The organism is Pseudarthrobacter sp. HLT1-3, assembly GCF_059383535.1.
In genome coordinates this window covers 1-11,261 of the sequence record NZ_JBWZCJ010000015.1, presented here as the reverse complement: position 1 = coordinate 11,261, position 11,261 = coordinate 1, and the positions used below count along the sequence as shown (strand labels likewise).

Here is an 11,261-nt window from a genome sequence, read left to right as displayed (position 1 = left end):
GTCCGGCGAAGGCTAATGCGAACCCGTCGGGACGCGTGCGTCGTCGGGAACATCGTCCGGGAAGTCATCGGGAACGGCACCGGGCGCTGCGCGGCGGCCACGGGCCGGGGCGGACATCGCGCAGGCATTCGTACCGACACTAGTACCGGCGCCGCCACCCGCACCAAGACCGGCAGCGGCCTTGGCCAGGGCCTTCCGCTCGCGACGCCCCTCCACCAGGCGGTACAGCACCGGCACCAGGACGAGGGTGAGGGCGGTTGACGAGATCAGCCCGCCGATTACAACGATCGCCAGCGGCTGCGAGATGAAGCCACCGCCGCCGGTCAGGCCCAGCGCCATCGGCGTCAGGGCGAAAACGGTGGCCAGCGCGGTCATCAGGATCGGCCGGAGACGCTGCCGGGCGCCGTGTGTGATCGCGTCCGCCACGCTCATTCCGGGTTCGCCGTTCCGCGGCTGGCGGTACTGGTTGATCAGGTCTATCAGCACAATGGCGTTCGTCACCACAATGCCGACGAGCATCAGCATGCCAATCAGCGAGGGGAGGCCCAGCGGCACTCCGGTGACGAGGAGCAGGCCGATGGCGCCGGTGGCCGCGAAGGGCACCGAGACCAGCAGGATCAGCGGCTGGATAAGGGACTTGAACGCGGCCACCATGATGACGTAGACGATCGCGATGGCCGCCAGCAGGGCGAGGCCCAGCTGGGCGAAGGACTCGGCCTGCTGGGTCGTGGCGCCGCCGATTTCTGCCGTGACGCCGGGCGGCAGCTGGACGGTCTTGAGCCGGGCCTGCACTTCGGTGCTGACCGCCCCCAGGTTGGCGCCCGACGGCGTGACGGAGACGCGGGCGGTGCGCTGGCCGTTGCTGGCGGTAATCGAGACGGGAACGTCGACCTGCTCCACGGCGGCGATGCTGGCCAGCGGCACGGGGCCGGCCGCCGTCGGCAGCGGGGTCTGTCGGACGGCGTCGATGCTGGTGAAGCGGGTGCCCTCACCGATGCGGACGGGGTAATCGTTTGTGTCGATGCGTACGGTGCCGGCCGGGACGGGGCCGATGGTGGAGGCGAGCACGCCGGCCACCTGTTCCTCGCTCAGGCCGGCGGCGACGGCTTTGGCACGGTCCACCTTCACCTGGACCACCGGCTGGCTGGCGGCCAGGTTGGTGGCCACCTCGGAGGAGCCGGGGACGCCGTCCATTGCCTGGACCATGGCGTCGCTCGCGGTCCGCAAGTCGGCCGTGGTGGCGGCCTTGAGCGTGATGTCCACGGTCGAGGACGTGCCAAAGCCGCCCTGCTGCGAGCCCACGGTGATCTTGCCGGAATCGGGGATCCGGGCAAGTTCGCTGCGGACGGTGTCCTTGAGTTTGCCCTGGTTTGCCTTTTCCTCGGTGACGACGGTGAAGCTGGAGTTCGAGGCCCCGGCCGACAGCAGTGCGGAGAAGCCGGTCTGCGCGTTGCCTGTGGTGGCCTGGACGTCCTTGACGCCGTCGATTCCCAGCAGCACCTGCTCGACCCTCCCGGCCGAGGCGCTGGCCTCGGCCAGGCTGGTGCCGGCGGGGAGCGCCTGCCGGACGGTCATGCTGTTTTCGCCGGAGCTGCCCAGCAGGTCCGTGGCCAGCAGCGGAGTCATGGCCGCCGTGCCGCCGAGGACCAGCAGGGCCGCGACCAGCGTCACTACCGGGTGTTTCTGGGTTTTGGTCAGGATGGGGACGTAGCCGCGCTGCAGCACGGTGCGTTGCTCTGCCTCGGACGCCTTCGCCGCGATGTCCCGCGCAGAGGCTGACGGGGCGGTGGCTTCCCCGGCTGTGCCCGCCTTGCGGGCGGGGTTGCGCAGGAACCAGTACGCCAGCACCGGAACGATGGTCAAAGAGACCAGCAGCGAGGACAGCAGCGCGATGGTGACCGTCAGCGCGAACGGCCGGAACAGCTCGCCGGCCAGCCCGGCCACAAAGGCGATCGGCAGGAAGACGGCCACGGTGGTGAGGGTCGACGCCGTGATGGCGCCGGCGACTTCGCGGATGGAGGTCTGGATCGCGGTGATCTTCGCCTCGCCGTAGCTCAGGTGCCGCTTGATGTTCTCGATCACCACGATGGAGTCGTCCACGACGCGCCCGATCGCGATCGTCAGCGCGCCAAGGGTCAGAAGGTTCAGGGAGTAGCCGGTGGCCGACAGTCCGATGAAAGTGATCAGCAGCGAGAGCGGGATGGACACCGCCGTGACCAGGGTGGCGCGGACGGACATCAGGAACAGCAGGATCACCGCAACGGCGAAGCCCAGGCCCAGCAGGCCTTCCGTGGTGAGGTCCTTGATGGACTTTTCGATGAACGGCGCCTGGTCGAAGATCGGCGTGAACCGGGCGTTGGAGCCGAGTTCGGCCTCGAGCTCGGGGATGGAGGCCTTCACCGCGTGCGAGATGCCCACGGTGTCACCTTCGGGCTTCTTCGTGACGGACAGGGCGAGGGTTTCCTTGCCGTTGGTCCGGGTGATCGAGGTGCGGGCGTCTTCGATAATGCTGACGTCCGCGACGCTGCCGATGGTCGCGGCGTTTTTGGCGCCGCCCAACGGGAGCGCCTTGATGGCGTCGAGCGAATCGACCGGGCTGCCGATCTGCAGCGAAAGTGTCTTGCCCTGCTCTTCGATGGTGCCGGCCGGAACGAGTGCACCGTTGTTCTTCAGCGCCTCGCTGATGGACTGGATGCTCGTTCCGGCGTCGGCCATGGCCGCCGGGCGGGGGAGGATCTTGATGTGCTGGGTGGCGCCGCCGGTCACGTCGGCGCCACGGACGCCGTCGAGCTTCTGCAGCCGCGGCACGGTGAGCCGGGCAAGATCGGCGTTCAGCTCGCTGAGGGGCTTGTCGGAGGAAACCGCGAGGAACACAATCGGGAAATCGCTGATGCTGCCGGCGATTGCCTGCGGCTGGACGTCGTCGGGCAACGACCGTTTGGCGTTGGAGATGGCCCGGTCGATCTGGTTCCGGGCACGGTCCAGGTTGGACCCATAGGTGAACACCAGGCTGATCTGGGAGACGCCGTTGCGGGAGGTGGACGACGTCGACTCCAGGCCTTCAACGCCCTTGAGCGCCGTCTCCAGCGGGCTGCTGACCTGCTTGTCCACCACTTCCGGAGAGGCCCCGGGCATCGAGCTGAGCACCGTGATTTGCGGGAACTCGATGGAGGGTATGAGTTCCTGTTTGAGCGAGGACATCGTGATCACGCCGAAGACCGACGCGAAGACGGTCACCAGCGCGATCAGGGCCCGGTTGGCCAGTGAAAGCTTTGCAAGCAGGAACATCTGATGGTCTCCTGATGGGTCGACGGACGTACTTCCGAGGGATCAAGCCCGCAAAGCGGTCGAACCTGCCCAACCCGGAGCGGGCCCTAGTTGCGCGCGGTGACCGGTTCGAGCTGCAGTGCCTTGGCCGTGTCGGCCTCGAGTTGCGCGGCAAGGTCCGGGTTCTCGTTGAGCTTGATGCCGTAGCCGGGCATCATTTCCTTGAACCGGGACTGCCAGCCCTTGAACTGCTTCGGGAAGGACTTCTGGAGCAGTTCGATCATGATCGGCACCGCCGTGGACGCGCCCGGGGACGCGCCGAGCAGGGCCCCGATGGATCCGTCGCGGCCGGCGATGACTTCGGTGCCGAACTGCAGCACGCCGCCCTTCTTCGGATCCTTCTTGATGATCTGTACACGCTGGCCTGCAGTAATGAGTTCCCAGTCGCCGTCCTGCGCCGCCGGGTAGTACTCCCGCAGGGCCTCGACCTTGGCGCCGTGCCGCTTGGCTACTTCCTTGACCAGGTAGGCGGTGAGGTCCATGTTGTCCTTGGCCACGGCCAGCATCGGAATGATGTTGGAGGGCCGGATGGACAGCGGCAGGTCCAGGTAAGAGCCGTTCTTCAGGAAGTTCGTGGAGAAACCGGCGTACGGGCCGAAAAGCAGCGAGCGTTTTCCGTCGACGTAGCGGGTGTCCAGGTGCGGGACGGACATGGGCGGGGCGCCGACGGAGGCCTGGCCGTAGACCTTGGCGTTGTGCTGGGACGCCAGCGTCTGGTCGGTGCAGCGGAAGAACTGGCCGGAGACCGGGAAACCGCCATAGCCCTTGCTCTCCGGAATGCCGGAGGCCTGCAGCAGGTGCAGGGCCCCGCCGCCGGCGCCCACGAAGACGAACTTCGCGTGGATGGATCCGTGCTCGCCGGACTGGGGGTGCTTGAGCGCCAGGTCCCAGCCGCCGTCGGACGCGCGTTTGATGCCGGAGACGTCGTGGCCGTAGTTGACCTCGACGCCGTTGTTCCCGAGGTAGGTGGTCAGTTCCCGGGTCAGCGCACCGAAGTCGACGTCGGTGCCTTCCGGGGCACGGGTGGCGGCGATCCGCTGCTTCGGGTCGCGGCCCTTGACGATCAGCGGTGCCCACTTGGCGATCTGGGCGTGGTCCTCGGAGTACTCCATCGAGCGGAACAGCGGGTTCGGCTTGAGTGCCTCGTAGCGGGTGCGCAGGAACCTGGTGTTGTCCTCGCCGATCACGAAGCTCATGTGCGGAACGGTGTTGATGAAGCCCTTGGGGGAGCCTATCTGGCCGTTCGTGACGAGGTGGGACCAGAATTGGCGGGACAACTGGAACTGCTCGTTGATGAGGATTGCCTTGGCGGGGTCCACCGAGCCGTCTTTGGCGGCGGGGGAATAATTAAGCTCACACAGCGCGGCATGGCCGGTGCCGGCGTTGTTCCAGGGGCCGGAGCTTTCCAGGCCCGGCTCATCCAGCTTCTCGAACAGGGAAATCGTCCAGTTCGGCTCGAGCTGCTTCAGGAAAGCACCAAGCGTGGCGCTCATGATGCCGCCGCCAATCAGGACGACGTCGGCATGTTGGGTCTTGGAAATGAAAGTCACAATCAGTCTCCGATAGCAGCGGGTCTGGCTGTCACAGAATATCCCCGCACCCGCCGCATACTGAAATTGGCTCCCCCCGTCAAGGCTTCAGCTCGATCTTTGTGAAAACTTCATTGAGGACCGGCGACGCCGGATACTTCAGCACCCGGTCCGACAACGCCAGCGCCGAGATCGGGAACGCAATCGGCACAGCCGGGACCGTGGCGGCGATCTGCGCGTTGATGGTCTGGTACTGCTCGGTCCGTTCCTTGCCCTCGGGCAGCCCGCGCGCCCGGGCGATTTTGGAAAAGACCTGCGGGTCCTGGAAGCCGAACTCGCCGGTGTTCTCGCCGAAAAGCGGACCCACGAAGTTGTCCGGGTCCGAATAGGAACCATTCCAGCCCAGCAAATGCAGTGCATGGTCGCCGGGGGAGGTGACCTGCTGAAGGTAGCCCTCAGACCATTCGACCGGCACCGGCTTGATGTTTAGTCCGACGGCGGTCAGCTGCTTGCTGATCTCCGCGTAGACCTTCTCCGGCGTCGGCAGGTATGGCCGGGTGACGTTCAGCGGATAGTAGAACTTCAGTTCCTCGCCCAGGTAGCCCGCCTCGGCGAGCAGCTCCTTGGCCTTTGCCGGATTGTGGCCCAGGGACGGGGCGTTGTTGTTGAAGCCGCTGAGCTTGGGCGGGACGAACTGGGTCGCCTGGGCGGTGTTGTCAATGAAGAAGCTGCGGATCAGGGTGTCCTTGTCCAGCGCCATTTCGATGGCCTGGCGGACCTTGAGGTTCTGCAGGATCGGCACTTCCTGGTTCATGCCCAAATACATAACGGAGAAGGGATCCCGTTGGATGATCTGCTTACCGCGTTTCACGAGCTGGTCGAAGTTGCCGGCGGTCACGGCGTCGTAGGCGTCGATCTTGCCATCGAACAGGGCCTGCATCCGGGTCTGGGCGTGATCGTAGGTGACGAAATTGATCGTGCCGATCTGGCCTTTGTCCCCCCAGTAGTCCTTGTTGCTGGAGAGCGTGATGGTGCCCGGGTCCCAGGAGCTGAAGGCGTATGGCCCGGTTCCCACCGGGTGGAGCCCGTAGGCGGAGACGGGCTGGCCGTCACGGGTCTGGTTCAGTTCGTTGGCGTTTTGGGACGCGAGGGCCTGGGGTGAGGAGATGGCAAAGGCAGGCAGGGTGAGGGCCTGCAGGAACCCCGTGAAGGGCTGGGTCAGCGCGATCCTGACGTTGTCCGGCGCCAGCGCTGTGCAGCCCTTGTAGATGGAGAGCGACGCCTGGTCGGCGTGTGCCTTGAACACGCCCTTGAACGTGGTCCCGGCAGCCTGCTTCCGCAGCGTGTCGGAGAAGTTGAACCAGCGGTCGAAGTTGCTGCAGACGGCGGCCGCATCGAAGGCCGTTCCGTCCTGGAAGGACACCTTGTCGCGGAGTTTGAAGGTATAGGCGCGGCCTTCATCGCTCGTGTTCCATTCGGTCGCCAGCAGCGGCGTGGGTTCCCCGGTGGTCTGGTCGACACCGACGAGTCCTTCCAGCACCTGGCGGGTAATCCGGTATGACTCGATGTCGGAGACGACGGCCGGATCCAACCCAAGGGGCTGCGATGCGGTGCCGAAGGTGAAGACGGCGCTGGGGGCGGCGCCGGTGGGGCTGCCCGAAGCGGTCGCCGAGGCGGGGCCCGGCCCGGGGGTGCCGGTGCACGCGGCAAGCGGGAGCACCAGGAGCACGGCACCGATACCGGCGGCAATGCGGCGCACTGCACGGGTTCGGACCGTGCCTGGGCGCACGGTACGGCTGGTCACTGTACTTCTGGGCACTCGGGAATCACCTCGGGGACTGGATTGACCGCCGGCTGCGGAACAGGCCCATTCTAGTTGACCTGCCCGGACGATCGCTGTGAGCCAGCCCGCCAGAGTCCGGGCCGGTTTTGGGCCGGTGGGCCAGCGCGTTGATCCGGAGGCGGCGGACCGGCCGCACACAAACGAAGGCCCGCACCAGGGGTGCGGGCCTTCGTTTCTCCCGGATGGTCCAGTGAGTCAGGCTGGAACCTGAGCAGGAGCGTTCAGTGCTGCCTACTTGGGCATCAGGACGGAGTCGATCATGTAGACAGTGGCGTTTGCCGTCTTCACGCCGCCGCAAATGACACCAGCGTCATCGACCTTGAGGGCGTCCTTTGTCCCGGTCACCGTGACGGTACCGCCCTGGACCGTGGTGTGCGTGCCCACAATCTCGTCCGGGCTCAGCTGGCCGGGAACAACGTGGTAGGTCAGGATCTTGCTGAGCAGGGCATCGTCCGTCTTCAGCGTTTCGATCGTGGCGGCATCAATCTTGGCGAAAGCGTCATCAACCGGCGCGAAAACAGTGAACTCGCTGCCATTGAGGGTGTCCACCAGGTCGACCTTCGGGTTGAGCTTGCCGGAAACAGCGGCGGTCAGGGTGGTGAGGATCGGGTTGTTGGACGCCGCGACCGCTACCGGGTCGAGGGCCATTCCGGAGACGGAGCCGGCGCCGCTGGGGACCTGGGCTGCGTAGGCAGCGCAACCGGAACCGACGAGGTTGGCCGCCGGATCCATGGCCGCTGCCGAGCTGGTCGATGGCGACGGAGCCATGCTCGTTTCCATCGGCGTGGACGCCGGGGCCGAGGAAGCGGGTGCTGTGGTGGCGGATCCGCCACACGCAGTGAGGCTGAGCATGGCTGCAGCAGCGATACCTGCAACGGAAAGTGTCGTGCGCTTGATGTTCTGCATTTCGGTTTCTCCCTTGTTGTGCCGAGCTTGGCCAGCGGCGCTAGTGCCGCACCGGCCCTTTTCTGACTTGTCGGGCACCGACCCTTGGTTGGTGTCTCAATGGGTATTCGGGAGGTCCGGGGAGACGGATGGGTAAGGGATGGGAATTCTTTTCGATCGCTGGAATCTGGCCGGCTATTCCGGTGTTCCGGGCGGCGGCATGCGACGGCCGCGGCGTTAAATGAGGAGAGCCCCGGTCCAAAGACCGGGGCTCTCTCTTAGTGCGCAAGGGGGGATTTGAACCCCCACGCCCGAAGGCACAGGAACCTAAATCCTGCGTGTCTGCCAATTTCACCACTCGCGCGCGTCGTTGCTCAAAAGGTCGTAGGACCGTTGAGGGCGGATGCCAGGCTCCATTGTACATTTCGCAGCGCGCGGTACGGCGACCTTCAAATCGGCGGATGCCCGCCCGGCTTTTTAGCGGCGGCACCGGAAGTCCCCGATTGCGTGTCTAGGCGCCGACCTTGAGGTCCCGGCGGAGTTTGGCGACATGCCCGGTGGCCCGGACGTTGTATTGCGCGACGGCGACCGTCCCGTCGGCGTCGACGACGATTGTGGATCGGATGAGTCCTTCGTACGTCTTGCCGTAGTTCTTCTTCTCCCCCCAAGCTCCGTAGGCCCCGGCGACGGAGTGGTCCGGGTCCGAGAGCAGGGGAAAGGTAAGGCCTTCCGCGGCCGCGAATTTGGCGAGCTTTTCTACCCGGTCGGGGGAGACGCCGACCACCTCGTAACCGGCCTGCTGCAGGGAGGCCAGGGAATCCCGGAAATCGCAGGCCTGCTTTGTGCAGCCGGGGGTGGACGCCGCCGGGTAGAAGTAGACCACTGTGTTCCGGCCGCGGAAGTCCGTGAGGGAGACCTCCACCCCTTCGGAATTCTTGAGAGTGAATGCCGGGGCTGGGTCGCCGGGGATGAGTCGTTCAGGCACGTTGTGCTCCTTCTCGGAGGGGTCTCGGATCTCGATATCCCAAGCCTACTGAGCGTCGATGCGGGCGCCGAATCCTTCGCTCGCTATACTCGTTGGTATGCCTGATATGGATCGCTGGCCCACTGGGCGCCTATTGTCCACGGCAGCACGCCTTGTTGAACACTCCTGGAACGAGAAGCTGGGGGCCATTGGCCTAACCCATGCCGGGGTCATCGCCATGGAAGTGCTCGCCGTCAACGGACCGATGACACAGGCCCAACTGGCCCAGCTGGTGCGCGTCCAGGCGCAGACCATGGGAAAGACCCTCAGCCGGCTGGAAGCACACGGACACATCTCCCGGCAGCGGAGCGCCTCTGACCGGCGCAGCCACGTCGTGTCGTTGACGGACCGGGGCCGCGAGGCCGTGGCGGAGGCAGCGGACATGGAACGCTCGGTGCTCGCCGCCGCCTCCATCGACCCGGATGTGCTCAGGCAAGAGCTTCAAGCAGTCGTCCGCGAACTGGCGACCCGGATTTCGGCCCCGGCCGTGAAGGCTATCGTCACCTCTGCGGAACCCGGCCTTTCGGTCGAGGCCAACTAGGCTTTCCCGAAGCTTTCACGGGCCCCGTGTCAATCACCTGCACTGACGCGCACCGCACATAGGCTCGTGGGATGGACGCGAAGCCGACTGTTGAGCTGGACGGGCAGACCTCGATCAACGAGCTGCTCGACGAGCCCGTCGGCGCGTCCCCGGTCCAGCTGGCGCTGCCCATCCACTTCCAGCTGGCAGTTGCAGCCCAGCGAGGTTCCTGAACTAACCCGCCGCAGCGGTCCGCACCCGGATCGCCAGTGTCGCGGGGGATCTGATCCCGCGAGTCTTGGACCCAACTGCAACAACCCGAAGGGACCCCATTGACCAGCGGCGGAGGGTCCGGGTATCTTATCGACTGTCGTTATTAACGAATGTCGATAAACATGGGGAACCGATGAAACTGTCGAACGCTGGAGCGCGGCCGCAGAGCGGCGGCAAGAAGGTCGTTTCCAGAGCGGACGCTGTCCTGCTCATGATCACGTCGTTGGCCGCTGCCCTCCTCACGACCGTGATGACTGTCTCCGGTCTCATCGGGTACTCAAGCGGGCCTGTGACGCTGGTGCTTCCGGTGTCCACGGCGCATCACACCGCCACGGGTCTGATACCGGGAGTGACGGGACACTTCACGGCTGTTGAGGCCACCGTTCTGGCCCTTCCCCCCGGCCCCGCAGCGCTTCTGGTCTGGGCGGGATCCTTGAATCAGATCGGCATCCTGGCCGTTCTGACCCTGGTTTTCCTGCTGGCCCACAGGCTCCGGAGCGAGATTCTGTTCACTCCTGGATCCGCGCGGATCGTCGGTTCCTGCGGCGCCGTCCTCGTTTTGGCCGGCAATGTAGGGCAGATCCTTGACGCCATCGCGCGCAGCAATCTGGCAGAAGTGATAGGGGCCAACGCCCGCCCCACAGGGGCGTCCTACAGCTTCACGGCCGACTTCAACATCGCACCGTTGATGCTGGGCATGGTCCTGATGCTGGTCGCCGGTGTCTTCCAGTACGGCCGCCGTCTGCAGAAAGACACGGAGGGTCTGGTCTGATGCCGGCAGATGACGCATGCGATATTCACTGCCGCCTCGATGAACTCCTGGCGGCAAGGGGCTTAACCCTGACGGAGCTCAGTAAGCGGGTCGGCGTAAGTCTAGTAAACCTGTCGGTGCTCAAGAACGACCGGGCGAAGGCGATCAGATTCTCCACACTGACGGCGATCTGCGAGGCGCTGGACTGTCAGGTGGGCGAGCTGCTGGTGAACGTGCGGCACTGACCGTTGAGCAGATGACTGAGTCTTAAATTTGCCGCAGAATTATCCGAATTCCAGAGCAGTTGGGCAGCTTTGCAGAATAGCGAACCGGTCAGGTCCGTGCCGGCCCTCAGGGTGGTCCGTCCGGCCCTACTTCCCGCGGACGCAAATACCTAGCATGGCGTCATGGAACAGCTACAGGACACGGGCGCCGAAGAACCGGCGATTTCTGCCACCACGGTTTTCGCCAGTCTGGCGGAGCTCCGGGACGCTCCCGGCTATGGCCCAAAGGCCATCGCTGACCGGCTCATACATTCTATGGGCGCCGATGCCGCCGCACCCCTCCTCGGGGTCAGCGTGGAACTTCTGAATCGCTGGGCAGCGGGCCAGGACGCGCCGGACCCGAACGGCCGACTCCAGTTGGCGGATCTGGATGCCCTCGTGTGCCATCTGCACAGTGCCTTCACCCCGGCGCAGGCCATGATGTGGATGTGCAGCCCCAACGTGCACCTGGGTGCCCGTCCGATCGATGTTTACCGCACCCAGGGTTCGGCTCCGGTGATCGGAGCCATCCGCGCCCACGCGCAGGACGCATTCGCCTGACCGGCCTCGCCAGGCCCGGAACGCGCGGGACAGCCGATTTCAGCCCAGCGGCACCTGAACCGGATTGAATTTGCCCGGTCCTCCACACTCGCGCCCGAAGGGATACTCTCCGGTCGGCTCCGTCACGATGGGCAGCGCGCGGTCGATGCGAGCACCGGACGGGTACACCGCTTCAACGTAAACAGACGTGGGTCCTGCGGGCGGAACCAGATAAGGCTGTGACTGCGGCACCAGCCAATTGCCGTCCGGGCTTCTGTTCACCGCGGCGGGGGTGCAGCCCCCCCC

At 65.4% G+C, this 11,261-nt stretch carries 10 protein-coding genes, 1 tRNA gene and 1 pseudogene; 5 read left to right on the top strand and 7 right to left on the bottom strand.

The genetic code is table 11. The features are described 5' to 3' along the window. Positions 1–12: 12 nt before the first annotated feature. The 6 genes from AC50X9_RS13545 to bcp form a co-directional block, all read right to left on the bottom strand. Positions 13–3,288 (bottom strand): efflux RND transporter permease subunit, encoded by a 3,276-nt coding sequence (locus AC50X9_RS13545; protein ID WP_494894278.1) that lies wholly within the window; start codon positions 3,286–3,288, stop codon positions 13–15. Positions 3,289–3,374: 86 nt separating this feature from the next. Further along, entirely contained in the window at positions 3,375–4,877 is a 1,503-nt protein-coding gene (locus AC50X9_RS13540) for a malate:quinone oxidoreductase (protein ID WP_494894277.1), read from the bottom strand. 79 nt (positions 4,878–4,956) lie between these two features. Then, positions 4,957–6,615, bottom strand: a complete 1,659-nt coding sequence (locus AC50X9_RS13535) for an ABC transporter substrate-binding protein (protein ID WP_494894365.1) — start codon at positions 6,613–6,615, stop codon at positions 4,957–4,959. Positions 6,616–6,930: 315 nt separating this feature from the next. Next, entirely contained in the window at positions 6,931–7,605 is a 675-nt protein-coding gene (locus AC50X9_RS13530; protein ID WP_494894276.1) for a fasciclin domain-containing protein, read from the bottom strand. 261 nt (positions 7,606–7,866) lie between these two features. Next, positions 7,867–7,948 (bottom strand) — tRNA-Leu (locus tag AC50X9_RS13525). Positions 7,949–8,095: 147 nt separating this feature from the next. Then, positions 8,096–8,569 carry a thioredoxin-dependent thiol peroxidase gene (bcp, locus tag AC50X9_RS13520; protein WP_494894275.1) on the bottom strand — a complete coding sequence of 158 codons (474 nt, stop codon included), beginning with the start codon at positions 8,567–8,569 and terminating at the stop codon, positions 8,096–8,098. 106 nt (positions 8,570–8,675) lie between these two features. On the opposite strand from bcp, the gene AC50X9_RS13515 reads away from it, so the two are divergent. The 5 genes from AC50X9_RS13515 (at position 8,676) to AC50X9_RS13495 (ending at position 10,976) form a co-directional block, all read left to right on the top strand. Continuing rightward, positions 8,676–9,149, top strand: coding sequence for a MarR family winged helix-turn-helix transcriptional regulator (locus AC50X9_RS13515; protein WP_494894364.1), 474 nt, complete (start codon positions 8,676–8,678; stop codon positions 9,147–9,149). A 71-nt stretch (positions 9,150–9,220) separates the two neighbouring features. Beyond that, positions 9,221–9,361, top strand: a complete 141-nt coding sequence (locus AC50X9_RS13510; protein WP_494894274.1) for a hypothetical protein — start codon at positions 9,221–9,223, stop codon at positions 9,359–9,361. Between the two features lie 173 nt (positions 9,362–9,534). Next, positions 9,535–10,173: a hypothetical protein gene (locus tag AC50X9_RS13505; RefSeq protein WP_494894273.1), complete on the top strand. Its 639-nt coding sequence runs from the start codon at positions 9,535–9,537 to the stop codon at positions 10,171–10,173. After that, positions 10,173–10,397 (top strand): helix-turn-helix domain-containing protein, encoded by a 225-nt coding sequence (locus AC50X9_RS13500; RefSeq protein WP_494894272.1) that lies wholly within the window; start codon positions 10,173–10,175, stop codon positions 10,395–10,397. The genes AC50X9_RS13505 and AC50X9_RS13500 overlap by 1 nt, the downstream gene beginning before the upstream one ends. Positions 10,398–10,559: 162 nt before the next feature. Next, on the top strand, positions 10,560–10,976 hold the full coding sequence (locus AC50X9_RS13495; RefSeq protein WP_494894271.1) for a hypothetical protein: 417 nt from the start codon (positions 10,560–10,562) through the stop codon (positions 10,974–10,976). A gap of 39 nt (positions 10,977–11,015) precedes the next feature. Here AC50X9_RS13495 and AC50X9_RS13490 read toward each other — a convergent pair. Continuing rightward, positions 11,016–11,261: pseudogene (locus AC50X9_RS13490) on the bottom strand (hypothetical protein); the annotation flags it as partial.

Coding starts and splice junctions, on each gene's coding strand:
- AC50X9_RS13530 (WP_494894276.1), bottom strand. CDS start 7,605: ATGCAGAACATCAAGCGCACGACACTTTCCGTTGCAGGTATCGCTGCT.
- AC50X9_RS13545 (WP_494894278.1), bottom strand. CDS start 3,288: ATGTTCCTGCTTGCAAAGCTTTCACTGGCCAACCGGGCCCTGATCGCG.
- AC50X9_RS13495 (WP_494894271.1), top strand. CDS start 10,560: ATGGAACAGCTACAGGACACGGGCGCCGAAGAACCGGCGATTTCTGCC.
- AC50X9_RS13500 (WP_494894272.1), top strand. CDS start 10,173: ATGCCGGCAGATGACGCATGCGATATTCACTGCCGCCTCGATGAACTC.
- AC50X9_RS13505 (WP_494894273.1), top strand. CDS start 9,535: ATGAAACTGTCGAACGCTGGAGCGCGGCCGCAGAGCGGCGGCAAGAAG.
- AC50X9_RS13515 (WP_494894364.1), top strand. CDS start 8,676: ATGGATCGCTGGCCCACTGGGCGCCTATTGTCCACGGCAGCACGCCTT.
- AC50X9_RS13510 (WP_494894274.1), top strand. CDS start 9,221: ATGGACGCGAAGCCGACTGTTGAGCTGGACGGGCAGACCTCGATCAAC.